The organism is Spectribacter hydrogenoxidans (assembly GCF_031846275.1).
GTDB classification, from domain to species: Bacteria; Pseudomonadota; Gammaproteobacteria; order Nevskiales; family Salinisphaeraceae; genus Spectribacter; species Spectribacter hydrogenoxidans.
On record NZ_JAVRIB010000017.1, the window covers coordinates 1 to 23684 of the forward strand.

The 23684-nt window shown below is 64.9% G+C and carries 20 protein-coding genes; 17 read left to right on the forward strand and 3 right to left on the reverse strand.

Annotation, left to right across the window (positions count from 1 at the left end):
• The 5 genes from RM532_RS15970 to RM532_RS13855 all read left to right on the forward strand — a co-directional run.
• On the forward strand, positions 1-455 hold a 455-nt coding region (locus RM532_RS15970; RefSeq protein WP_349255332.1), incomplete at its 5' end, for a rubredoxin.
• A gap of 102 nt (positions 456-557) precedes the next feature.
• A complete protein-coding gene (locus RM532_RS13840; RefSeq protein WP_311653926.1) occupies positions 558-1937 on the forward strand; it encodes a DUF1329 domain-containing protein in 1380 nt (459 codons plus the stop codon).
• A gap of 353 nt (positions 1938-2290) precedes the next feature.
• Positions 2291-4999, forward strand: coding sequence for a DUF1302 domain-containing protein (locus RM532_RS13845; RefSeq protein WP_311653927.1), 2709 nt, complete (start codon positions 2291-2293; stop codon positions 4997-4999).
• Between the two features lie 55 nt (positions 5000-5054).
• Positions 5055-6209 carry a WD40/YVTN/BNR-like repeat-containing protein gene (locus tag RM532_RS13850; RefSeq protein WP_311653928.1) on the forward strand — a complete coding sequence of 385 codons (1155 nt, stop codon included), beginning with the start codon at positions 5055-5057 and terminating at the stop codon, positions 6207-6209.
• Between the two features lie 32 nt (positions 6210-6241).
• Complete coding sequence (locus tag RM532_RS13855) at positions 6242-8635, forward strand: efflux RND transporter permease subunit (protein ID WP_311653929.1); 2394 nt, start codon at positions 6242-6244, stop codon at positions 8633-8635.
• A gap of 674 nt (positions 8636-9309) precedes the next feature.
• Here the strand turns inward: RM532_RS13855 and RM532_RS13860 are convergent.
• On the reverse strand, positions 9310-10149 hold the full coding sequence (locus tag RM532_RS13860; protein ID WP_311653930.1) for a symmetrical bis(5'-nucleosyl)-tetraphosphatase: 840 nt from the start codon (positions 10147-10149) through the stop codon (positions 9310-9312).
• A gap of 346 nt (positions 10150-10495) precedes the next feature.
• On the opposite strand from RM532_RS13860, the gene RM532_RS13865 reads away from it, so the two are divergent.
• The 12 genes from RM532_RS13865 to RM532_RS13920 all read left to right on the forward strand — a co-directional run bounded on the left by RM532_RS13865 (position 10496) and on the right by RM532_RS13920 (position 21923).
• Complete coding sequence (locus RM532_RS13865; protein WP_311653931.1) at positions 10496-10714, forward strand: Flp family type IVb pilin; 219 nt, start codon at positions 10496-10498, stop codon at positions 10712-10714.
• A gap of 85 nt (positions 10715-10799) precedes the next feature.
• Positions 10800-11246, forward strand: a complete 447-nt coding sequence (locus tag RM532_RS13870) for a TadE/TadG family type IV pilus assembly protein (RefSeq protein WP_311653932.1) — start codon at positions 10800-10802, stop codon at positions 11244-11246.
• The gene (locus RM532_RS13875; RefSeq protein ID WP_311653933.1) at positions 11209-11745 is read left to right on the forward strand and encodes a TadE family protein; all 537 of its coding nucleotides are present in this window, start codon (positions 11209-11211) and stop codon (positions 11743-11745) included. The genes RM532_RS13870 and RM532_RS13875 overlap by 38 nt, the downstream gene beginning before the upstream one ends.
• A gap of 56 nt (positions 11746-11801) precedes the next feature.
• Positions 11802-12812: a Flp pilus assembly protein CpaB gene (gene cpaB / locus RM532_RS13880; protein WP_311653934.1), complete on the forward strand. Its 1011-nt coding sequence runs from the start codon at positions 11802-11804 to the stop codon at positions 12810-12812.
• A gap of 33 nt (positions 12813-12845) precedes the next feature.
• On the forward strand, positions 12846-14036 hold the full coding sequence (locus tag RM532_RS13885) for a type II and III secretion system protein family protein (RefSeq protein WP_311653935.1): 1191 nt from the start codon (positions 12846-12848) through the stop codon (positions 14034-14036).
• A 6-nt stretch (positions 14037-14042) separates the two neighbouring features.
• Positions 14043-15224, forward strand: a complete 1182-nt coding sequence (locus tag RM532_RS13890; protein WP_311653936.1) for a CpaE/TadZ family protein — start codon at positions 14043-14045, stop codon at positions 15222-15224.
• Positions 15225-15227: 3 nt separating this feature from the next.
• Positions 15228-16433, forward strand: coding sequence for a TadA family conjugal transfer-associated ATPase (locus RM532_RS13895; protein WP_311653937.1), 1206 nt, complete (start codon positions 15228-15230; stop codon positions 16431-16433).
• Positions 16430-17362, forward strand: a complete 933-nt coding sequence (locus RM532_RS13900; protein ID WP_311653938.1) for a type II secretion system F family protein — start codon at positions 16430-16432, stop codon at positions 17360-17362. The genes RM532_RS13895 and RM532_RS13900 overlap by 4 nt, the downstream gene beginning before the upstream one ends.
• Positions 17362-18294 (forward strand): type II secretion system F family protein, encoded by a 933-nt coding sequence (locus RM532_RS13905; protein WP_311653939.1) that lies wholly within the window; start codon positions 17362-17364, stop codon positions 18292-18294. The genes RM532_RS13900 and RM532_RS13905 overlap by 1 nt, the downstream gene beginning before the upstream one ends.
• On the forward strand, positions 18294-19079 hold the full coding sequence (locus tag RM532_RS13910) for a tetratricopeptide repeat protein (protein ID WP_311653940.1): 786 nt from the start codon (positions 18294-18296) through the stop codon (positions 19077-19079). The genes RM532_RS13905 and RM532_RS13910 overlap by 1 nt, the downstream gene beginning before the upstream one ends.
• Before the next feature lie 55 nt (positions 19080-19134).
• On the forward strand, positions 19135-19380 hold the full coding sequence (locus RM532_RS13915) for a DUF3613 domain-containing protein (RefSeq protein ID WP_311653941.1): 246 nt from the start codon (positions 19135-19137) through the stop codon (positions 19378-19380).
• A gap of 83 nt (positions 19381-19463) precedes the next feature.
• A complete protein-coding gene (locus RM532_RS13920; RefSeq protein WP_311653942.1) occupies positions 19464-21923 on the forward strand; it encodes a hypothetical protein in 2460 nt (819 codons plus the stop codon).
• On the opposite strand, the gene rsmA is transcribed toward RM532_RS13920, so the two are convergent.
• Complete coding sequence (rsmA, locus tag RM532_RS13925) at positions 21904-22680, reverse strand: 16S rRNA (adenine(1518)-N(6)/adenine(1519)-N(6))-dimethyltransferase RsmA (RefSeq protein WP_311653943.1); 777 nt, start codon at positions 22678-22680, stop codon at positions 21904-21906. The two genes, RM532_RS13920 and rsmA, sit on opposite strands and share 20 nt — an antisense overlap.
• Entirely contained in the window at positions 22667-23659 is a 993-nt protein-coding gene (gene pdxA / locus RM532_RS13930; protein ID WP_311653944.1) for a 4-hydroxythreonine-4-phosphate dehydrogenase PdxA, read from the reverse strand. The genes rsmA and pdxA overlap by 14 nt, the downstream gene beginning before the upstream one ends.
• Between the last annotated feature and the right edge of the window lie 25 nt (positions 23660-23684).

Below are 23684 nucleotides of genomic sequence, written 5' to 3' on the forward strand. Positions count from 1 at the left end.
ATCACGCCAACCCCACCCGGCGCTACCAGTCGCTGCGCCACTTCGACGAGTCGCCGCAGCTGCCCTCGGGCTATGCCTCCATGATCGTGCTGGCCTACCTCACCCCGCTGTGGTTCCGGCAGATCGATCCGCTGGTTGCCGCCCATTATGACGGCGACGTCTCGAAGGCGAATCTGCATCCGCGCAAGCGGGAGAAACTGATCGCACGCTGGCAGGATGCCGATCTGGATACGGGACATCCGGATCCCTACCCGGATGCCCACCAGACCCCGGCGCCGCCGGCCAGGTCGGGCGCCGGCCAGTACCGGTGCACGGATTGCGGCTATCTCTACGATGAAGCGGCCGGGTGCCCGGATGAAGGGTTCCCGCCCGGCACCGCCTGGGCGGACATCCCGGAAGACTGGGCCTGCCCGGACTGCGCAGTGCGCGAAAAGCCCGATTTTGAACCCATCTAGCGTGGTACGACGGGAAGCGGGTTGATAACGAAGCTCTTACTCGCCGCCGTTGCCTCTGCCAAGGCTGAGGCAACGGGGTACCTCATGAAACAGGTGAAAGCCATGAACCGTTTGATCCAGTCCATCACCTTGATTGCTGCTGCGGGCGTCAGCCTGCACAGCGCAGCCGGTCTCGCCAAGGTCCCCGAAAGCGAGGCATCCAAGCTGGGCGGTGAACTCACCCCGGTGGGTGCGACCAAGGCCGGCAACGACGCCGGCACCATCCCCGCCTGGGACCCCTGGCCGCAGAAAGGCAAGCTCAGTGGTGAAGACGTCACCGCCGAGAACTACCCCGACACCATTGCCAAGATCCTGGCCGAAGAACCGCGGCTGACCATTACCGCCGACAACTACCAGGAGCATGCCGACAAGCTCACCGCAGGCCACCAGGCCATGTTCGAGCTCTACCCCGACTACAAGATGCAGGTGTACCCCACGCACCGGAACGTCGGCTACCCCGACAACATCTACGAATTCACCAAGCAGAACGCCACCACCACCACCCTGGACGGCTGCAACGACTGCCTGCGCAACGCCGAACTCGGCTTTCCCTTCCCCATTCCCAAGACCGGCACCGAAGTCATGTGGAACCACCGGCTTCGCTGGCGCGGGGAACACGTACGCCGCAACAACGACCAGGCCATCGTCCAGCAGGACGGCGACACCCAGATCACCAAGCTGGTCGAAGAAGTCAAATTCCCCTACACCCTGCTCAATGACGACCGGGTCATCATCGATGACCAGGACGACATCATGATCTACTACCTGTCCGAAACCCTGGCCCCGCCGCGCAACGCCGGCGGCTTCCTGCTGGCCTGGGAACACGTCGGGTACCGCTCCGCCTGGCTGTACAACACCGGGCTTCGCCGTGTTCGCCGTGCCCCCAACGTCGCCTACGACAACCCCTACGAGGGCACCGACGGCCAGCAATTCTACGACCAGGTCGACATGTACAACGGCGCCATGGACCGTTACGACTACAAACTGGTGGGCAAGAAAGAAATGCTCATCCCCTACAACAACTACGCCATCAACCAGCCCGACCTGGAATACGAAGCCGACCTGCTGGGTGACAAATACATCAACCAGGACCTGATGCGCTACGAACTGCACCGCGTGTGGGTGGTGGACGCCACCCTCAGAGACGGCACCAGCCACCAGTTCAAGCGCCGGACCTTCTACATCGACGAAGACGGCTGGAACATCGTGGCGGTGGACGCCTACGACAACCGTGACGAACTGTGGAAGTTCCAGGAAGCGGCCAACGTGCATCTGCCCACGGGCCAGTTCGTGGGTGGGGCGCCCGAACTGATCTACGACCTGCAGTCGGGGCTGTACTTCTCCACCGCGATGACCAACGAAGGTCAACCCAACGACTTCTCGGTGACCTACGAAGACCGCCACTTCTCGCCGCAGACACTCAAGCGGCGAACCACGCGGTAACCCGGCAATGGATGCGTGCCTCGACAAGTGCCCGACGCCGCCGACACGAGTGACGGCGTCGGACGCTCAAACCCTGTCATGGCCGGTTCATGCGGCCACCGGCAGGCCCCGACGGAAGGTTGGGTACGCCGTGTTTCCGGATAGTCGTCTTGTCTTGGCGGGTAGGGTTTGCTATCAAGCGCATAGAAGGGCGCACGACGATGTTGCGCGATACAAGGGTCGGTCACCGTCTTCGGCGCCTGACCGGTCCAAGGGTGAACGCCTGCACAATCTTCAGCCAGGTCTGACGCGGCCGGCTGACGAACAACAATTTTAGGCCCGGTTGGGCCCGGGGTATTTAGGGAGGAGACCTCATGCAGGGTAAGGGATTCGGCGCGGCGGGCGTAGTGCTGGCCGCCACCTTGGGGGCGGCGCTATATGCACCGGACAGCCAGGCGGCCACTTATGATTGGGATTACTTCGGCGGCATCGACGCCTCCATAAATACGAGCTTTTCGCTCGGCGCCCAGGTGCGGCTTACCAAGCCCAGCTCGGACATCGTCGGCGTGGCCAACTTCAACCCCAGCGTTTGTCGCTCGCTATGTCAGCCACACCTGTCGACCGCACCCGGCGACGTGCCCGGCCGGGTCCAGCTCGGCCTGGAAGCCGAGGGCAACTTCGTCAACCAGTTGGGGCTGGATGCGCCCGGTGTTGCCAGCATCAACCATGACGACGGCACCCTAAACTTCGATCAGTACGACATCACCCAGGCTCCGTTCCAGGTCAACCAGGATTTCGAACTCAGCTTCCGCGAGAACATCGGCCCGTTCAGCGATGTCATCGTGTTCGCTCGTTACAACGCGTTCCACGACTTCGTCAATTACGATCGCGAGCAGGACTTTCCCAACTTCTATACACCGGAAGATCGTGCCCGCGACGATGCCCGACGCGCCAGCGGCGAGTACGGCTTTCCGTCCACCGGCACCCCGACGCTACGGCCGGCCGGCGACAAGTACAACGAGTATCTCGGGCAGGACTTTGATCTGCTGGATGCCTACGTGAGCGGCTACCTGCCCACCGCCGGCATGTTCGGCACCGATATCGGCGACCTGAAGGTCACCGTGGGCGAACAGACCATCAACTGGGGTGAGTCGACCCTGCTGGTGGTCAACTCGCTGAACACCATCAACCCGCCCAACGTGAATGCGCTGTTCCGGCCGGCATTCCTGAGTCTGGCGACGGTGTTCGAGCCGGTTGGCGCGATCAAGATCGGGGGACCTCTGACGCTCAACACCAGTTTCGAGGTTTTCTACCAGTATGATTGGGAGAAAGTCGAGATTCCGCCACGCGGCGGCTTTCTGTCATTCATCGACGTGACGCTGGGCGCCAACGACAACAACATCAATCCCGGCTTCGGTCAGGCACCGGATGACCCCGACGGCAACCTTCGGGCGGAACAGCAACTGCTCACGGCGGTTACCGATGTCAGCGGCCAGGTGCCGGTGAATGAGCGTGATGCGCCGAGCGGCGGACAGTACGGTGCCGCCTTCACCACCTATCTGCCCGATTTCAACAACGGCACCGAGCTGCGATTCTATTATCTGAATTACCACAGCCGTCTGCCCTATGCCTCCGCATTCGCCGGTGACGAGTCCTGTCTGCAGTCCGCACCAACCGGCGACACCGTTACCGATACCGCCAACCTGCTCGCGGATTGCCCCAACGCCGACGTCGCCCACTTCCTGGGCGCGGTCGGCAACTCCACCGGCGGTGGGCCGGGCGGTCTGGCGACCACGGTGCTGGGAGAAGTGCTCAACGGCCTGAACCAGGATCAGTTGCCGGGGGCGACCCAACCCAACGGCGACCCATGTCCGGCAGATGCCGCGCCCGGATCCGGCCCCTGTGCCGAGGTCTATCCACTGGACAGCTTCTCGGTACTGCTCGAGTACCCGGAAGACATCAACATGTATGGCATCAGCTTCAACACCAGCTTCGGGGATATTTCGGTTCAGGGTGAGGTCGCCTACCGTCCCGACCTGCCGCTGCAGGTAGATGATATCGATGTGGCCTTTGCGGCACTGCAGCCTGCCGCGCCGCTCGGGTGTGCGGCGGGGGCCTTCAACGACAACAGTGGTTCCTGTGATGCGGCGACCTTTGACGACCGCTATGCCATCGGTCTACCGCCGCTGGCCGGCGATCTTGCAGATACGCTGGCCAATGGCGGCGATCTGGTGGGTGCCGTTGGCAACCTCCTCGGGGTCGATGCCGGCGCGGCCCAGGGCATCGTCAATCAGCTGACCGGTTCGCTGGCCAACGCGGGCCTTGACCTGAATGATCTCGAGGCCGGGCTCAGCGGCGTGGCCGACGAAACGCTGTTGTCGGACCCGCCGGGGCGCCGCAATGCCTTTCCCGATTACCTGACCCGCTACCGCGGCATGGATACGGTGCAGCCGGGGCAGTACATCCAGGGCTACGAGCGCATGGACGTGCTGCAGTACAACCTCGGCGCCACCTACGTCATCGGCCCGGGCAACTGGATCAAGGCCAATCAGATCATCCTGCTGTTCGAGACCGGCGCCACCCATGTGCCGGGCCTCCCGAGCCGGGACGAGTTGCAGATCGAGGGACCGGGCACCTTCAACCATGCCAGCGTGGGCAATGATGGCACCGGTGCGCCGGCCTGCCCGGAAGGCGTGGTGCAGGGCACCTCGGCCGAGCGCCAGGGCAACACCCGTCTCTGCGGACCGTTCCAGCTGCGCTTCAACCCCACCCAGCAGCGGGACGGTTTTGCCGACAAGTTCGCCTGGGGCTATGTCATCATCGGCATCGTCCGCTACGAGAACGTGTTCCCGGGCATCTCCTTCGAACCGATCTTCATCATCAAGCACGACGTCAGCGGCACCGCGCCCGGACCCGGCGAGAACTTCATCGAGAACCGGAAGATGTATGTGCTGAACGTGGAGATGCGTGTTCAGCAGCGCTGGAGCATCACCGCCGGCGTCACCTTCTTTGAGGGTGCCGATAAATACAATTACCTGGCCGATCGCGATTTCTTTCAGATCGGTCTTCGCTACCGCTTCTAGCAGGGTGCCGGCGCCGCGCCGGTACCCCGCGTTCGATCAACAAGAGTCCTGTGATATGAGCAGATCCGGCCCCCCCGTATCGAAGCGGCGTCAGTGCCTGGCCCTGTGCGGTCTGCTGCTGGCTGCGGCCAGTGGTCACGTCGCGATGGCCCAGGATGAAGAAGCATCCGAAGCGCCGGAGGCCAAGCCGGCGGAGATGGCGCCCCTGGCGCCCTACGAACTCCTGCTGGATGTCGAGCGCCGTGGTGATGGCTTCGTGGCCGTGGGCGTGCGCGGCCACGCCCTGACCTCCGAGGATGGGATCAACTGGACCCAGGCTGAGGTCCCGGTCCGGGCCACGCTCACCGCGGTCGATTTCGTCGACGACAAGCGGGGCTGGGCGGTTGGCCATGCCGCGACCATTCTCGCCACGAACGACGGCGGCGAGACCTGGACACTGCAGAATTTCGAGCCGTCGCTGGAAACCCCGTTTCTGGATGTGCTCTTTACCGATGCGCAGACCGGGTTCGCCATCGGTGCCTATGACCTGTTCTACAAGACCCAGGACGGCGGCGAGACCTGGACGGAGTACGAGCCGCAGTTGTCCATGGGTGGCTGGCATCTCAACAGCATCGTCGCCCTGGACGACGGCACGCTGGTGATTGCCGGCGAAACCGGCCTGCTGTCCAAGTCCACCGATGGCGGCGAGACCTGGGATCTGATCGAGGCGCCCTACAGCGGCACCTTCTTCGGCATCCGGCAACTCGGGCCGCAGGGGCTGCTGCTGTTCGGTCTGCGCGGTCATGCATTCGTGACGGACGACGTGGCCAGCCTGCCGGTGCTGCCGCCGGATACGGATCTCGGCTACCAGTTCAAGCTGCCGCCGAGCATGGAAAAGGGCAACGAGGAAGAGGGTACCGAAGCCGAGGAGGAGGCGCTGGCCGAGGCCGAGCGCAAGGCGGCGGAGGAAAAGGCAGCCGAATCCGACTGGGACGTGGTGGACAACGACAAGTCGGTCCTGAGTCTGTTCGGCGGCACCCAGACCGCGGACGGCGGGTATGTCCTGGTGGGCGTGAACGGGCGCATGTGGCTCAGTGACGATCGCGGGCCGAAGACCCGCCAGCTGCCCAACCCCCGTGAAGGGGGGCTCACCGACGTGGTCGAGACCGCCAACGGCGATCTGCTGTTCGTCGGCGAGAACGGCGCCTTCCTCTACAAGCGCAACCGCTGATCCGCGGCTGAGCGGCGCAACCGGAGTTTTCAATGAGTGCCCAGAAGCGAATCCTGCGTGTGATCGAACCGCTGATCTACGCCAAGCCGATGATCAGCATGATCGTCCTGCTCCTGATGACCGTGGGGCTGGGCGTGCTGGCCTCGCAGACCCGCATCGATGCGGGCTATCTGAAATCCATCCCCCTCGAGCATCCCTACATGGATGCTTTCATGAAATACCGTGATGATCTTGGCGGCGCCAACATCATCCTGGTCGCCCTGATGCAGGAAGAGGGCACCATCTACAACGAGGATTTCCTCGGCAAGCTCAAGAAGGTCACCGACGAGGTGTTCTTCCTGCCCGGCGTCAACCGGGCGCGGGTGCAGTCCATCTTCACCCCGAACGTGCGCTACATCGAGGTGGTGGAGGGCGGCCTGTCCGGCGGTAACGTGGTGCCCGCCAGTTACGAGCCCACCGAGGAGATGTTCGACCTGGTGCAGACCAACGTTGGCAAGGCCGGCGTGATCGGTCGGCTGGTCTCCGAGGATGAACGTGGCGCGCTGGTGCAGGCACAGCTGCTGGATATCGACCCGAAGACTGGCGAGGAACTCGACTACGTCGAAGTGGCGCACCGCCTCGAGCAGATACGGCAGGAGTACGAGACCGAGGGCATCAAGGTCCACGTGATCGGCTTTGCCAAGGTTGTGGGGGATATCGTCGACGCCTCGCTGCAGGTGTTCATCTTCTTCGGCATCACCCTGATCATGACGGCGCTGCTGCTCTGGGGGTACCTGGGGTCGTCGAAACTGGCCGCGGTGGTGCTCGTCGCATCGGTTATCTGCGTCGTGTGGGAGTTCGGGCTGCTCACGCTCGCCGGCTACGGGCTGGATCCGTTCGCCATTCTGGTGCCGTTCCTGGTATTGGCGGTATCGGTGTCCCACGGGGTGCAGTACGTCAACGCCTGGGTCCATGAGATGGCCGATGCGGGGCGGAGCAATTTCGATGCCTCGCTGATCACCTTCCGGCGGCTGTTCATCCCGGGCACAACCGCCCTCGTTACCGACCTGGCGGGCTTCCTGACCATCCTGCTGATCCCGATCGACATCATTCAGGAGATGGCGCTCAACGCCGCGTTCGGCATGTTCGCCATCATCATCACCAACAAGGTGATGGTGCCCATCTGGCTCACCTGGGTGAACATCCGCAATCCGCAGTCGTTCAAGGAAAAGCAGCTCCGTCGCGATCACCTCTACGACGGCCTGTGGCGGATCATCTCCTATACCACTCGCCCGGGCGTGGCGGTGCCAATCCTGCTGGCCTGCGGCGTGCTGCTCGGCTGGTCGGTGTGGAAGCATGACCAGCTACAGATCGGCTCGTTCAGCGAGGGTGTGCCCGAGCTGCGGCCGGATTCCCGCTACAACCAGGACAACGCCGCCATCGTCAACAATTTCTCGATCGGTACCGACCAGTTGAAGGTGATGGCCGAGACCGACCCCGAGGCCTGCATTCGCTACGACGTGATGGAAGAGATCGACCGCTTTGCCTGGCGCATGCAGAACACTGCCGGCGTGCAGTCCACGGTCTCGCTCGGCCAGATCGCCAAGCAGGTCAACATGGGCTTCAACGAGGGCTGGCTGAAGTTCAAGATCCTGCCGCGCAACCGCTATGTGCTGTCGCAGGCGATCACCCCCATCCCTTCCAGCACCGGCCTGCTGTTGCCGGACTGCAGCGTGATGCCGGTGATCATGTTCACCGCCGACCACAAGGCGGAGACGATCGAGAACATCGTCGCGGCGGTGAAGAAATTCCGCGACGAGGCGGAGAATCGCGACACGGCGGTCAACTTCACGCTGGCCTCCGGCAACGTCGGCGTGATGGCGGCCACCAACGAAGTGATCAAGGACAAGGAGATCGAGGTCCTGCTCTGGGTCTACCTCGTCATCGTCATTCTGATGCTGCTGGCCTTCCGCAGTCTGGCGGCGCTGATCTGCATCGTGGCGCCGCTGTCGCTGGTGTCGCTGATGGGCTATGGCGTGATGACCCTGGCCGGCATCGGCCTGAAGGTCGCCACGTTGCCGATTCTGGCCCTGGCGGTGGGCATCGGCGTGGACTACGGCGTTTACGTCTACAGCGTGTTCCAGGAGGGCGTGCGCGACTTCGGCCTGAGCCTGCAGGACGCTTATTTCCGCACCATGCAGAAGACCGGCAAGGCGGTGGTATTCACCGGCATCGCCCTGGGCGCGGGTGTGGCCACCTGGCTGTTTTCCGATCTGCAGTTCCAGATCGACATGGGCATCCTGCTGCTGTTCATCTTCACCGCCAACATGATCGGCGCCATCCTCGTGCTGCCGGCACTGGCCTACTTCTTCATGGATTATCCCAAGCCGGAGGGGGGTTACACCCGGCTGGAGGATATCGACGAGAGCCAGTCCTCCGCGCATTGATCGCGTGTAGGCATGTTGTAAATCGCGGGGCTGGCGAGATGCCGCCGGCCCCATTTTCCGTGCAGCGGTTAGCCATCCACCGCCCGATCCCGGTGTAGGGCGGGTTTCAACCCGCCAGCAAGGCCGGCACCGAACCCTGGCAGGCGCAATGAATTGCGCCCTACGAAGACTGGGATGCAGGGCAGCCCATTGCCCGATCCCGAGGTAGGGCGGGTTTCAACCCGCCAGCAAGGCCGGCACCGAACCCTGGCAGGCGCGATGAATCACGCCCTACGAAAACCGGGATGCCCGGCGGCCCACCGCCCGATCCCGGTGTAGGGCGGGTTTCAACCCGCCAGCAAGGCCGGCACCGAACCCTGGCAGGCGCGATGAATCACGCCCTACGAAAACCGGGATGCCCAGCGGCCCACCGCCCGATCCCGGTGTAGGGCGGGTTTCAACCCGCCAGCAAGGCCGGCACCGAACCCCGGCAGGCGCGATGAATCACGTCCTACGAAAACCGGGATGCCCAGCGGCCCACCGGGCGATCCCGGTGTAGGGCGGGTTTCAACCCGCCAGCAAGGCCGGCACCGAACCCCGGCAGGCGCGATGAATCACGCCCTACGAAGACTGGGATGCCCGGCGGCCCACCGCCCGATCCCGAGATGGGGCGGGTTTCAACCCGCCATCAAAACCTACCGCGTCGTGCTTTCCCGGCCGCAGTCCACCTGGATGATTTCGGGCGCCGGCGTATCCAGCCGCAATGCGGTCAGCTTCTTGCCCCAGGCGCAGCCCGTATCGATCCCCCAGACATCGTATTCGGGCCAGGCCACCTGCCCGAGGGCGGACCAGTGGCCGAACACCACGCGCTGGCCGGCGCTGGCCCGTTGTGGCAGCTGGAACCAGGGCATCAGACCGGCCGGTGCCTCGGCAATGGTCTTCTTGTACCCGAGATCCATGCGCCCGTCTTCACGGCAGAAACGCATGCGTGTCATGGCGTTGACGATCACCCGCAGGCGATCGTATCCACGCAGATCGTCCTGCCAGGCATCCGGCTCGTTGCCGAACAGGTTGGCCAGGAATGCCTTGTAGTCCGGCTCCCTGAGCGCCGCCTCCACTTCCCGCGCCAGCTCGCCCGCCCGTGCGGCATCCCAGGCCGGTAGCAGCCCGGCGTGGACCATCGACCAGCCCAGCCTCGCTTCATGATGAAACAGCGGCCGATGCCGCAGCCATTCCAGTAGCGGTTCCCGGTCTGGCGCATGCAGGATTGGCTGCAGCGAGGGGTGGAGCCTGTCCTCTGCATCCGGCTGCTGGCAAAGCGACAATAGGCTCAAGTCGTGATTCCCCAGCACCGTGATTGCCGAGTCGCCGAGACTGCGGACGAAGCGTAGAGTCGCCAAGGAATCGGGGCCGCGATTGACCAGGTCGCCGACGAACCACAACGAGTCCCGGCGCGGTTCGAACGCGATGCGCTCAAGCAGCCGAGTGAGCGGCTCATGGGCTCCGTGGATGTCGCCGATTGCGTACGTGGCCATCGATCTACCTGATCAATGAGAGGGTTTGAGGCTGGTTATTCATGGAGTAGCCGAATGCCATTCCACTTGGCCGGGGAGGTTTTTACCATACCTGCTGGGCCATCGGGATTGACCTGGCCGCGGACGGGTTTCCGAATTTGCCACGGGGGCCGTAGGGTGGATCGTTGACGTATGTCGGGTCAGACCCGCGAGCACCTTAAGGTAACTGCCAGCCGGTCGATAACGTCGATGAATGGTGTCCGGTTGGGGGCGCGTGCTTGTCGCGGCGCTACCGACAACGATTGGTTAAACTGAGCGGGTGGGGTAGACCAGACCACCCACGGTCTAAATAACAGGAGGACTGACGATGTTGACTTATCTTCGTTTGATGATGGAGTTGTTCGAGGTGCGCGTGGGCAATGACCGCAGGCAAGGCGGCGCCACGTTGATCGAATACGCGCTTATTATTGCTGCGATTGCGGTCGCGGTACTTGTCAGTGGACTGCTTCTGACTGGGGAGCTGCAAACTTTCTTCAATACGGATGTTGTGAACGCGCTGGATACCGCCGGTGGCGGTGGTACCTAACGGCTGACACTTAGAAGCGCACGTCGCTTGCGCCTGTAGAGTTTTGGGCGATGAGCTACTGCTGATTCCTTTTTGGAAATGGGCTATGGGTGTAATTCGAATTGCTGGTGGTAAGCGCTCAGCCTCTGGGGCTGCACTGGTCGAATTTGCCTTTGTTCTTCTGCCCCTAATGTTGCTTATTGCAAGCATAATCTTATACGGCCTTGTTTTTGTGAGTCAGCAAGCCATGGCATTCGGCGCCCAGCGGGGCGCCGATGCCATGGTTCAGGTGAATTCGGAGGCCTTTCGTGATGCGGCCGGCCAGCTTGATCTGGCCGGCTTTTGTGCGGCGGGTGCGTCACTGGCTGACGCTCGCGTTAACCAGATCCTCCCGGATGTAGGTCTTCTCGAGTCGCCGGGGGTGAATGTCACCAGCCGGAACGTGCCGCTACCGGGGTGCGTGGTCACTGTCGTCAAGGACTTCCCGCTGCAGATTCCGCTGGTTCCGCTTCCGGATGCCATTCGTGGAGTGGGTTTTGTCCCGGCCTCCTGAGCGCGTACCGGGAAAACGACAGGGCGGGGCGGCGCTCATCGAATTCGCGTTCGTGCTGCCCATGCTGCTGATACTGCTGATCGGCATGAGCTACTACGGTTACGTGTTCATGCTTCAGTCCGCGGTTACCAACGCGGCGCAGCAGGCGGCCAACGCCGCCACATCAACGAATCCGGTCGGCCTGAGCCAGAGTGATTACGACGCGCTGATTGGTGACACGGTCGCATCCTCCCTGTTCAGCAGCCTGGACTGGCTGCCCGATTCCATACTCGATGGCACGTCGAGGGATTCCCTTGTCTGCAATGCGGATGATGGTGATGCGCCGATCGGTTGTGGCGCCACCGTCAGCGGTGACGGGATTCTTCGTGTCACGGTCACGATGAACGTGACCGCCAATTCGTCCCCCCTCCTGCCCCAGATAAACTTGCCGCCATTCGGGCCGATACCCCCTGTGCCGGGCGGCGGCGTTCTGACCGGAACGGCCGAAGTTTCGCTTTAGGTTTTCACTCGACGGCCTGGCGGCGTATTCTTGTCGCTGTCCAGGGGAGACACTTCATGAGTAGCACCGCGCTGAAGGCATTCGCCGGGTTTCTGGTCCTTGCGGCCGTGATTCTCGGCTTCGTGGCCTATCGCTTCGGCGCCGGCTTTGCGCCGGCCGGCGAACCCGCCGAACCCGCGCCGCCGCAAGTCGGCGAAAATCAGGTGCTGGCGGTGGTTGCCACCAGCCGCATTCCGCCCTATCAGCCGATCAGCGCGGAAAGCGTTGCCCTGGTGCCGATTTCGGTGGAACCGGCCCAGTACTATTCCGATGTCAACGAGGTGGTGGGGCGTTCGCCGCTGCGGTCGGTACCGATGGGTTCTCCGGTCACCGACGACAGCTTCGCTGCTGCCAATACGCTGGCGCAGGCCATCCCGGCCGGGTCGCAGGCGATGTCGCTGGAAATCTCGGATGTCATCGCGGTGGGCGGCTTCATCAAGCCCGGTGACAAGGTCGATGTCCTGCTCTATATCCGTTCCTCTGGCCGGGAGGTCGAAAACTCCCAGGCCCGCGTGCTGCTCGAGGATGTGCGCGTGCTGGCCTATGAAGAGCGCGTGATCAACGCGGACCCCGAGTCGGACGATGGCGAGAACACGCAGCAGCGCCGGGAACGCACCGCGGTGGTGGCAGTACCCGAGAAGCAGACGACCCGCGTCATGCTCGGCGCCAGTCTGGGCGAGTTGCGGCTGTCGCTGCGGGGCGAAGAGCCCGTGCCCACGCTGGTGGCATCCTCGGATACCGCGAACGATGGACAATCGGGCACGACGGGCAATGGTGACGCCATGCCCGAGGCGCTGGCGCCTGATTCGACGGCGACGGCCGACGCCAATGGTGACGACCAGGGCTCCGGCGATGCGGAAGAGGCGGCGGAAGACAGCGACAAGGTGATCACGTTGTCGGAGCTGGCTGCGATCAAGCGCGAGCGGCGTGATACGGGGTCGTCGCAGGCTCCACGCAGACCGGCCTATAGCGTGATCGAGGTCTACGAGGGCACCGATTCCAAGCGCATCACCAAGCCTTATCGGTAGCGGCGGACAAGGGACGAATCAACAATGAAGCCAATGCAGAGACTCGTCATCGCCGTAATCGGACTGTTCGGCGCCGGTCTGGCCCATGCCGAGATCGTGCAGGTAGGCGTCGGCAATCAGGAAGTCGTCAAGACCGAACAGCGCATCGACCGGGTTGCCCTGGGAGACCCGGAAATTGCCGGCGTCAACGTTCTGGGCGTGCGGGAGATGATGCTGACCGGCAAGAAGCGCGGTGATACCACGCTGCTGGTATGGCCCAAGGGCGGTGATACGCCCATGCGCTATTCAGTGGTGGTCGGCTCCGGCGATCTGCCGGATGTTCTGCTCGACGGCAAGCGTGATCACGTCCGTACCCAGGTTCAGACCGATATCCGCATCGCGGAGGTCAGCCGCTCCGCGATCCGCCGGCTCGGCTTCAATTTCCTCAACAACGCGCCGGGCGAGAATGTGCTTCGCGCGTCGCCGCCGGGAGCGTCGGCGGGCGCGGAAAACCTGGGCGGCAACGTCAACCTGCTCAGCAGTACCGGTTTCCAGCCGATCGGCGACGCATTCAACCTGCTGTTTGCCGACGGCGACGGCGATTTCTTCAGCTTCGTCAGCATTCTCGAGCGCCGCGGGTTGATGCGCACGCTCGCGGAGCCGTCGCTGGTGGCCATGAGCGGCCAGACCGCCACCTTCCTGGCCGGCGGCGAGTTTCCGATCCCGGTGGTGCAGTCGGGTGGCGGCAACGGCAGCGTGACGGTTGAATTCAAGGAATTCGGTATTCGCCTGAGCCTGACGCCCACGGTGCTGGAGAACGAACGCATCGCGCTCAAGGTAGCGCCCGAAGTCAGCGAACTGGATTTCACCGCCGGCGTCACCGTACAGGGCGTTCAGGTGCCCGGTGTACGCGTGCGTCGTACCGACACCATGGTGGAGCTGGGCGATGGCGAAAGCTTCATCATCAGTGGCCTGGTGGATCAGGATCTGGCCGCGAACGTTGACAAGGTGCCGTGGCTCGGTGACATCCCGATCCTGGGCACGTTCTTTCGCTCCACCAGCTACGAGCGGCAGGATCGGGAGCTGATCATGGTGGTCACGCCGCATCTGGTCACCCCGCTGGCGCCGGAAACCCGCGTCAAGCTGCCGGGTGAGGAATACGAGGAATACGACCCCAGTGCGGCCGAGCTGTTCTTCCTGGAGAAAGGCGACTTCGAGGAACGCGACACCGGCTTCACCCGCTAGTCGATCGTGAAAACCCAGGCACTCATTGTTGCGGATGATCCGGACCTGCGGGACTGGCTGGCGAGAAATCTCGGCGGTCAAGTCGGCCTGCTGCCGGCGGATCATGACGACCCGGCGGGCCTGGGTACCGAGATCGACGCCACGCCCGACGTCGGGCTGGTGTTCGTCCAGTTCGACGCCGGGAATGCGTCGGCCCGGGCGAAACTGGTCGAGCATCTGGCGGAACGCCACCGGGATCTGCCGGTGGTGGCGGTCGGCCACCAGGAGGACTCCGAGGCGGTGCTCGCGGCGATGCGGGCCGGGGCGCGCGATTTTCTCGTGGTCCATCGGGATGACGACAATCTCACCGAACTGGTCGGCCGGGTGCTACGGCGCAGTCCGCGCGCCAGCAACAATGTGGCCGGACAGGGGCAACTCCTGACGGTCTTTGCCGCCGCGCCGGATCCGCGCATCCCGTTTCTTGCCATGCACATGGCGCTGGCACTGCAGACGCAGGTCGGCGAGGAAGGGCGGGTGCTGCTGCTGGATCTGTCGCTGCCGGGCGGCGCCACCCTGGTCTTTCTCGACTCGGACCAGACCTATGGCGCTCTCGACGCCCTGCGCGACGTGGAACGCTGCGATCAGACACTGGTGGATACCGCCTTCCCCCGCTATGAAAACGGCCTGTACTTCCTGTGCCTGCCGGAGGAGATCAGTGGCCCGCCGGCGATTGACGCCGATCACCTGCGGCGGCTGCTGGAAACCCTGCGGGGCCTGTTCGAGCACATCGTGGTCGCCGCGGATGCCGGCATTTCGCTCGCCCCCCTGGCGGCCGCGATCAGTCCGGCACGTCGGGCGATGCTCCTGACCGATCAGTCTGTCCTGACCAGTCGCCAGAACAAGCACATGCTGCACGGCCTGCGACAGATCGACTGCCCGCTGGAGAACGTCGGGCTGGTGCTCGACCAGATCCAGACCCGGGCCGGGCTGGAACCCGATCGTCTCGCCAGTCTGCTGGACCTGCCGTACCTCGCCGGTCTCTCGGGGCGCCCGCAGCAGCGGCTGGAAGCCATGAACGCCGGTCAGCCGATGTTCGAACATGCCCCGCGCGACGGCTACAACCGGGACGTGCTGGCGCTGCTGGAGCAGATCACGGGGCAGGCGGTCAAGCTACCCAAGACAGGGTTCATTTCCCGGCTGTTCGGCTAAGCGATGGCGACCACGCCCGATACCCGACGGTTCCGGCTCAGCGACCAGTATCAGGCGCTCAAGTCGCGCCTGCACCAGCACATGATCCGTCTGCTCGAGGACGGCGATGTGCGGCTGGAGGACTGGTCACGCACCAAGGCCAGTGACTTCATCCGCAATCAGGTACGGGCGTATGTGCGCGATCAGCGCCTGCCGGTCAACCAGTCCGAGGCCGACGCGCTGGCCGAGGACACGCTCAACGAGCTGGTCGGATTCGGCCCGATCCAGGCGCTGGTGGATGACGATGAAGTCGACGACATCGTGGTCAACGGGCCCGATCACATCTTCACCGAGCGGCATGGCCGGCTCGGCATGGAACCGCTGCGGTTCAATGACGACGCCCACATCATCCGGGTGATCCAGCGCATCCTGGCGCCGCTGGGCCGGCGGGTGGACGAGTCCACCCCGATGGTGGATGCCCGGTTGCCGGACGGCAGCCGGGTGAACGCCATCATTCCCCCGATCGCGCTGGATGGTCCCTGTGTATCCATCCGCAAGTTCCGCGAACAGCCGCTGACGGCCGAGGACCTGATTCGCTATGGCACCGCGGACGCAGAGACGCTGGCGTTTCTCGAGGCGGAGGTGGGCAAGCGCCGGAACATCCTGGTGATCGGCGGCACCGGCTCCGGCAAGACGACGTTTCTCAACGTCATCAGCCAGTGGATCGCCGCGGACGAGCGCATCATTACCATCGAGGACGCCGCCGAACTGCGTCTGCGCCACGAACACGTGGTGCGGCTGGAGACTCGGCCACCCAATCTGGAAGGAGAACGACAGGTCACCGCGCGCGATCTGGTGCGCAATGCCCTGCGCATGCGCCCGGACCGCATCATTGTCGGCGAGGTCCGCGGGGACGAGGTGCTGGACATGCTCCAGGCGATGAACACCGGCCATGACGGCTCCATGACCACTCTGCATGCCAACGGGCCGGGCGACGCCGTTCATCGTCTGCAGTTGCTGGCAGGCTTTGCCGGATTCAACGGCGACGAGCGTACGCTGCTGCACCAGATCAGTTCCGCGCTGGATCTCATTGTTCATGTCAGCCGGCTGGGCTCCGGCGAGCGCCGGCTGATGTCGGTGCAGCGAGTGGGCGAGGTCGCAGGCGACCGTCTGCCCATGGAAGCGCTGTTTACCCATCCGGACGCCGAGCGGGAGGGGGGCAGGTCATGACTCTGGTCATTCTCGCCGCTGCCATGTCCCTGCTGCTGGTGGTCGCGGCCGTCTGGCTGTTCGCTCGCGCACAGTCGCGTGCGGGCGACGAGGCGCTGGAAGAACGTATCGGCCAGACCAGCACCGGGGATTTCGTCGACGAACTGGCCGGCATGCGCCATCTACGGCGCATCCGCAATCCGCTCACCCGGAACGTTTGCCACCAGTTCTGGGGTGCTGGCATCGACATGCGGCCGGCCACCGCGAACCTGCTGATCATCGGCTTCATCGGGCTGGTGATTCTGCTGGCCCTGATCAATCTGCTGATCGGGCTGGCGCTCGGCGCGGCGGTGCTGGCCGTCAGCGTGCTGGTGCTGCGCCAGCGGGTTCAGGCCCGTCGACGCCAGATTGCCGACCAGCTGCCCGATTTTCTCGAGTACGTGATGCGCTCGCTCACCGCCGGCAACACCCTGGACGAAGCCCTGCAAAGCGCTGCCCTGGAAAGCGTCGAGCCCTGCCGCTCCCTGTTTCTGAGTGTGTCGCGTCAGGTGCGCCTGGGGGCCTCGATGGAAGAGACCCTGTCCGAGGCGGCGGCGGTGCATCAGCTGCGGGCGCTGCATATCCTGGCGCTGTCGGCACGCGTCAACCGGCGCTTCGGCGGTTCCATGCGACGCGTGATCAAGAGCCTGATCAGCGCCATCCGCCGGCAGGATGCGGCCAGCCGCGAGCTCAAGGCGATGACCGGGGAAACCCGGTTCTCGGCCTATGTGGTAGCCGCGATTCCGATCTTCATCTCCGGCATCATGTTCCTGATCAACCCTGGTTATTACGAACCCATGATTGCCAGCGGCGGCGGGCGCATTGCCATGGGTGTTGCCGTGGTTCTGCAGGTGACGGGGCTGGTGATCATCTGGCGGATGATGGCATCGCTGCGGGATGGCGGGCTGTGATGGTCTACCTGCCATTGCTGATTGGCGTGGCCGCCTTTCTGGTGGTGCTGGGCCTGGGGCTGTTCACGGCCGCCGGTATCCAGGAAGCCCGGCGCAAGCGCATGGCCCGGCGGCTTGCCGGGGCACGCTCACGCCAGGCGCAGGGCGGTCCGAAGGGGAAGTCGGAGTGGCTGGCCCGGGTGGCCGACAAGGGCCAGAGCCTGGACCGGATTCTGGACGACCCCGAGGAAACCACCATTCTGCTTGCCCAGGCGGGCTGGCGGGGCGTGCGGGCACGGGCGGCGTTCTACGGCACCCAGGTGCTCATGCCGATCATCGGCATCGTGGTGGCAGTGCCGCTGTGGTTCGCGCTGGTGCCGCAGTTCGGTGCGCTGATGGTCGCGGTGCTGCTGGTATTCCTGATTCTGCTGGCCGCGGCATTGCCGCGGTTGGTGTTGCGCTCCTCGGCCAAGAACCGGCGCGAGCGCATTCGCGCCGAGGTGCCGCTGTTCATCAATCTGATGATGCTGCTGTACGAAGCCGGTCTGAGCACGCGTCAGGCGCTAACCAGCCTGGTACAGGATGGCGAAGGGACGCTGCCGGAAATTATCGACGAGCTGGCGCCGGTGCTGCGCCAGGTCGAAGCCGGGGCGGACATGAGCCAGCTGCTCATGGAAACCAGCAAGACGCTTGCCGTGGCCGAGCTCGAGAGTGTGCTCGGCGTGTTGCGCCAGGTGGAGCGGTACGGCGGCGAGATCCGGGAACCGCTCAGTGACGCCCTCGAAACCATCGAGGAGCGGCGTACCATGGAGCTGCGCGAACAGGTCAACGTCATGGCCGGCAAGATGACCGTGGTGCTGGTGGCCTTCTTCTTCCCCGCCCTGCTGATCTTCATTGTCGGACCAGCGTTCGTGTCCATCTCGAATGCTCTGGGATCGATGGGAGGCAACTGATGCGCGGACCGGCTCTGTCGCTTGTATGGATCGTCTTCGCTGCCGGCTGCAGCGGCGTGCCCTCGCGCCCCGGGCCGCCCCCCAGCGGGCCCGACGAGCTGCTTTCGCAGGCGCGCGGGGAGGCGGAGAACAAGCAGCTCTACACCGATCTGATCCGCGAGATGATGGATCAGGATCGCCTCTATGCGGCCATGGCCCATCTGGAGGCCCAGGAGAAACAGTACGGCACCACCCCGGAGCTGCGCCTGCTGCGCGCGGATCTGTTGCGCAAGCTTGATCAGCCGATAGCTGCGGAACAGCTGTACCGGGGGCTGCTCTCGGAAGGGCAGTTCCGCGGCCGGGCTCGGCACGGACTGGGCCTGATCTATGCGCCGCAGGATCTTACCCTTGCCGTCCGGCATCTGCGCTCGGCCGTGGCGCTGTTGCCTACCAATGCCGGGATTCGCAACGATCTCGGCTACGCGCTGCTGCGGCAGGGGGAGGTTGACGCGGCGGTTCGGGAGCTGGCGACCGCCTACCAGCTCAGTCCCGATCAGCGGTTGTCCCGCAATAACTACATCGTGGCGCTGCTGATCGACGGCGAGGAGCGGCAGGCGGCACGGATCGCGGCCGAGCACGAGGTCAGTGGCGAACAGATCAAGCGATTGCGCGAACGCGCTGCTTCACTGCAGCAGCTGGCGCGCCGGCCGGCGACGCTGCCTGACGAACCGCGCCCGGCCGAGAGTTCGAATCCGGCTGATGACAGCCGTAATGCATCGACCACCATTGGCGGCGGCGGCGGATGAGCGGTTCATGGCATCGCTCGCGCCACAGCCGGCCTGATTTCAACGAGGACTGGTCATGAAAAAACTGCTTCTTGTCAGCGTGATGCTGGCGCCGGTGTCCACCTGGGCGGGCGAGACCACCGATGTGGGCGACGTCACCCGCGATGCGCTGGATAAGCAGCGGCGTGGCGTCGGCGCAGTGGAGAATCGCCCCATGCTCAAGGACGTGGCCGATCGAACCTACGAACGCTACCTGGAAAGCTTTACCTATCCGATTCCCGAACGCTTCGAGTCGCGAGATAGCTTCTCGTCGGGTGACTGAGGCGGCGACGCGGGCGGCCCGCACGGTCGGCTGATGGCCCGGGCATGGCGGTTTTTTTACCTCGGGGGCGATTGAACGGCCTGGTGCAACCACTGGCTGCGGCGGCAGCACTGCTTTGGGTGGTGCTGGCGCCGGTTCTTCTGTTCAACACGCTGGATACGCAGGTGGATCGCCTGGCCGATCGCTTGCACGACGCGGCCCGCGCCGAGCTTGCACCGCGGTTGCGCCAGGACCGTGTACCCGCCGACCTCGTCGCGGCCGCGGAAGCGCTGCTGACACAGCCCCGTTATGCGGTCAATTATCTGACCCTGCGCAATGCCGATGGCGTGGTGCTGACCTCGGTCGGGTCGCTTGAATCGGTCGGCAACTTCCTGCAGGCCGCGCAGGCACGGCAGTTGCGCGGCCTGCTTTATCGGGCCAGTAGCAGTGATCGCCGTTTTGACCTGAGCCGGGACGGCGAACGGATTGGGTTCGTCGACGCCGGGATTGCCTGGCGCGGGGCGCTCATGGCCTCGCTGGCGGTGGTGGCCAGCCTGTTCGTCTCCTGGCTGATCGCGCTGGTGCTGGCCTGGCGCTGGCTGCCTGCTCTGATCGCCGCCTGGCGAGAACGCGGCGATCAGACGCCGATAACCCGGCCGGCTCCGGGTTCCACGCCGCCATCGGCCCCGTCCGCCGCCCCGGCGCGTACCCGCGATGCCGACAGCGACGCCATTGCCCGCTATCTCGATCGCGCCGGCATCGGCTGGGTGGCGCTGGATCATCAGCACCGGATCGCCCGGGTCAATCAGGCCATGCAGTCGCTGTTGCATCGGGACGCCAGCGCGTTGAAGGCCACCCGGCATGATCAGACGCTGATCTTTCTCGATGGTGAGAATCAGCGGACTGACGGTCCCCTCGCCCGGGCACTGAGCAGTCAGGCCGAATCGGTCATGGAAACGACGGCGGTACTGCAATGCAAGGGCCACCCCCCGGCCGCGGTATCGGTACGGGCCGTGCCGGAACCCGCGGGTTCGCCGCATGCGCTGACCGCGACGTTCGAGCCGCGCGAGCCCGCATCGCCAGCCGCCACGGATGATCTCGCGGGGCTGCTGATCGAGTCCGCGCCGGGCGTGCTGGCGATCGTGGACTCGGCCGGCCGCATTCGTCGGGCTGGCACGGGATGGCACGGCCTGTTCGGGCAGGATGCGGTTCCGGGCGGTGTCATCACGACGATCCTTCCCGAGGAACCGGCCGATCTGATCGGCCGCACCGTACCGCTGCATCTGGCGTCGGGGCCGGCGGCGGCGATCGTTTCGCGGTTGAGCGCCGATGATTATCTGGTCAGCGTTGCCCCGGTCGATGCGGCGCAGCCCGACTCGCCACCGGCCAATGCGTCGGGTACCGTAGCCCTGCTGGCAGCGATGCAGGCGCATGCGGACGAACCGGCTGCGCAAGGCGGGTTGCTGATCGTGGCGGATGTGGTCGATTGCGGCCGGCTCAACCGGATGCACGGTCGCGTCGCGGTCGACCAGATGCTGGATCATCTGGTCGATCGCTGGCGGCGGCAACTGGATGGGGCGACTGCCTGTATCACCCGAATTGGTGGCGATGAAATCGCGCTCTTCCAGACCCCGGATACACCGCCGGCCGAGGCATTGCCGGAAACCTGCAGGCGGCTGGAAGCCGCACTCCGGCAATCACCGGCGCCGGCTTCGGCGCCGTGGCCGGTACTGCGTTGGGGCGGCGCCGCCTCCAGCGACGGAATGCCGCCGGAACGGGTGCTGAACTGCGCGCTGATTGCGGTGCAGGCCGCGCGCATGGGCGATGATGACCGGCAGCCGATGCTGTACGCCCCGCACTTCGATCAGCTGGTTGACGAGCAGTCCGACGAGGCCGCGCATCGGCTGGCGGCAGCCATGACTGGCGATGAGCTCGATCTGCAGTTCTGGCCGGTGCTGGACGAGCAGGGCGGGGTGGTGGCCGCCGTGGTGCATGTGACCGGACCGGTGGCCGATGATGACGCGCCGGCCCTGGCGCGGGAGCAGGGCATGGCCGCGGCGCTGGACGCCTGGACCCTGGGCCGGGTTGGCCGAGTGGCCGGCAACTGGCGGGATATCGGTCTGCCACCGGTACCACTGCTGTGGGCACCCGCTCAGGATACCGGCGAGGCGCTGGACGGGTGCTGGCGACATGAATCCGGTGTGCACCGCTTGTCGCCGGATGCGCTGATGGTTGTCGGCGTGCCATCCACGATCCTGCCCCGGGCCGTGATGGACGGTGACGATGAGGCACCGTCCGCGCAGTTGCGCCTGGTGCCGGAGGCGCTACTTGCCGGACTGGCGGCAGATCAGGCCGCGGTGGCCGGGGTCAAGGCCATCGTGAGCCGGGCACGCCGCCAGCAGCAGCCGCTGGTGGCCGGTCCGGTGGCAGACGAGGAGACCGCCGGTCTGCTGGTAGCGCTGGGTTGCGGCTTGCGCTTCGGGCCCGCGGTGGCAGCTCCCCTGTTGGCGCGGGCATTCGGGCGTTTCCTGGCCCGACGCAAGATCAACCCGCTTGTGCCGTGAATCGGTTTGCCAGCCCCGCGAATTCGGCCGGCGTGAGTTGTTCCGGGCGCTGCCCCGGGTCCACGCCGGCATCGATGATCGCCGACTGATCCAGCAGCGCTTTCAGGCCGTTGCGAATGGTCTTGCGGCGGGCCGAGAATGCGGCCTGCAGTATCCGGTCGAAATCCCGCTGGCAGTCGATGGTGAAGGCCGGGGCACGGGGACGCACCCGTACGATGGCTGATTCCACTTTCGGCGGCGGCTGGAAGGCGCCGGGCCCGATGGTCATCAGCCGTTCCGCCCGGGCTCGCGATGCCACTGCCACCGACAGCCGGCCGTAATCGTCATCGCCGGGTTGGGCCGCCATGCGGTCGACCACCTCCTTCTGCAGCATGAAATGCATGTCGGTGATCGGCGCCGGGCTGGCAAGTAACGTGAACAAGAGCGGCGACGAGATGTTGTAGGGCAGATTGCCGACCAGCCGCAGGGGAGTATCGCCGCCCAGGCTGGCGTAATCGAAACCCAGGGCGTCGGCCTCGTGCACAGTGAAGCCGGGCCAGCCGCCGAAACGCTGCCGCAGCGCCGGCGCCAGATCCCGGTCGATCTCGATCACATCCAGATGCGGACAGCGGTCCAGCAACGGTTCGGTGAGCGCGCCGCGCCCGGGGCCGATTTCCACCAGATGATCGGTTGCCGCCGGGGCGATGTGGTCGACGATGCGGTCGATGACGGCCGGGTCGTGCAGGAAGTGCTGGCCGAAGCGTTTACGCGCGGGCATGGGTGGCCAGCTCGTCGGCCATGGCCACGGCGGCGTCCATGCTGCCGGTATCCACGGCGTCGGTCCCGGCCAGGTCCAGCGCGGTGCCATGATCGACGGACGTGCGGATGATGGGCAGCCCCAGCGTGACATTGACTGTGCAGCCGAAGCCCAGATGCTTGATTACCGGCAGGCCCTGATCGTGATACATGGCCAGTACTGCATCCGCGCGGGCCAGCTTGTCGGGGGTGAACAGGGTATCCGCGGGCAGGGGGCCTTCCACATCCACGCCGGCCCCACGGGCCTGGTCCAGTACCGGTTCGATCACGTCGATCTCCTCCCGGCCGAGATAGCCGCTTTCGCCGGCATGGGGGTTGAGCCCCGCCACCAGAATGCGCGGTCGGGGGATACCGAAATGGCAGCGAAGGTCGGCATCCAGCACCCGAATCGTGCTGGCCAGCGATGATCGGGTCAGTTGCGTGGGCACCTCGGCAAGCGGGATGTGCACGGTGGCCAGCGCTACCCGCAGACCCGGCGTGACCAGCATCATCACCACATGCGCCGCCCCGGTGCGATCGGCAATGAAGTGGGTGTGTCCGGAGAATGCGTGGCCGGCCTGGTTGATCACTGCCTTGTGGACGGGGCCGGTCACCATGGCATCGGCCTGCCGGGCACGGCAAAGGTCGATGGCCTGTGCCAGCGTTGTGAGCACATAGCTTGCGTTGGCCGGATCGGTGGTGCCGGGATGGCAGGGGGCGGCCAGCGGCACAGGCATAACCCGGAGTTGCCCCGCTCGGGTGGCTGTGGCCGGTGAGGCGGTGTCGCCGAGGATGTCCAGGCTCAGCGGCAGATCCAACATCCGGGCCCGGGCCGTCAGCAGATCCGGGTCGCAGATGGCGATGATCTCGCAATCACGAGGTTGCTGGGCCAGCCGGACAACCAGATCGGGACCGATGCCGGCCGGTTCACCCGGCGTCAGCACCAGTCGATTCAGTGGCATCGGATTCGTCCCGTGGTGACGCGGC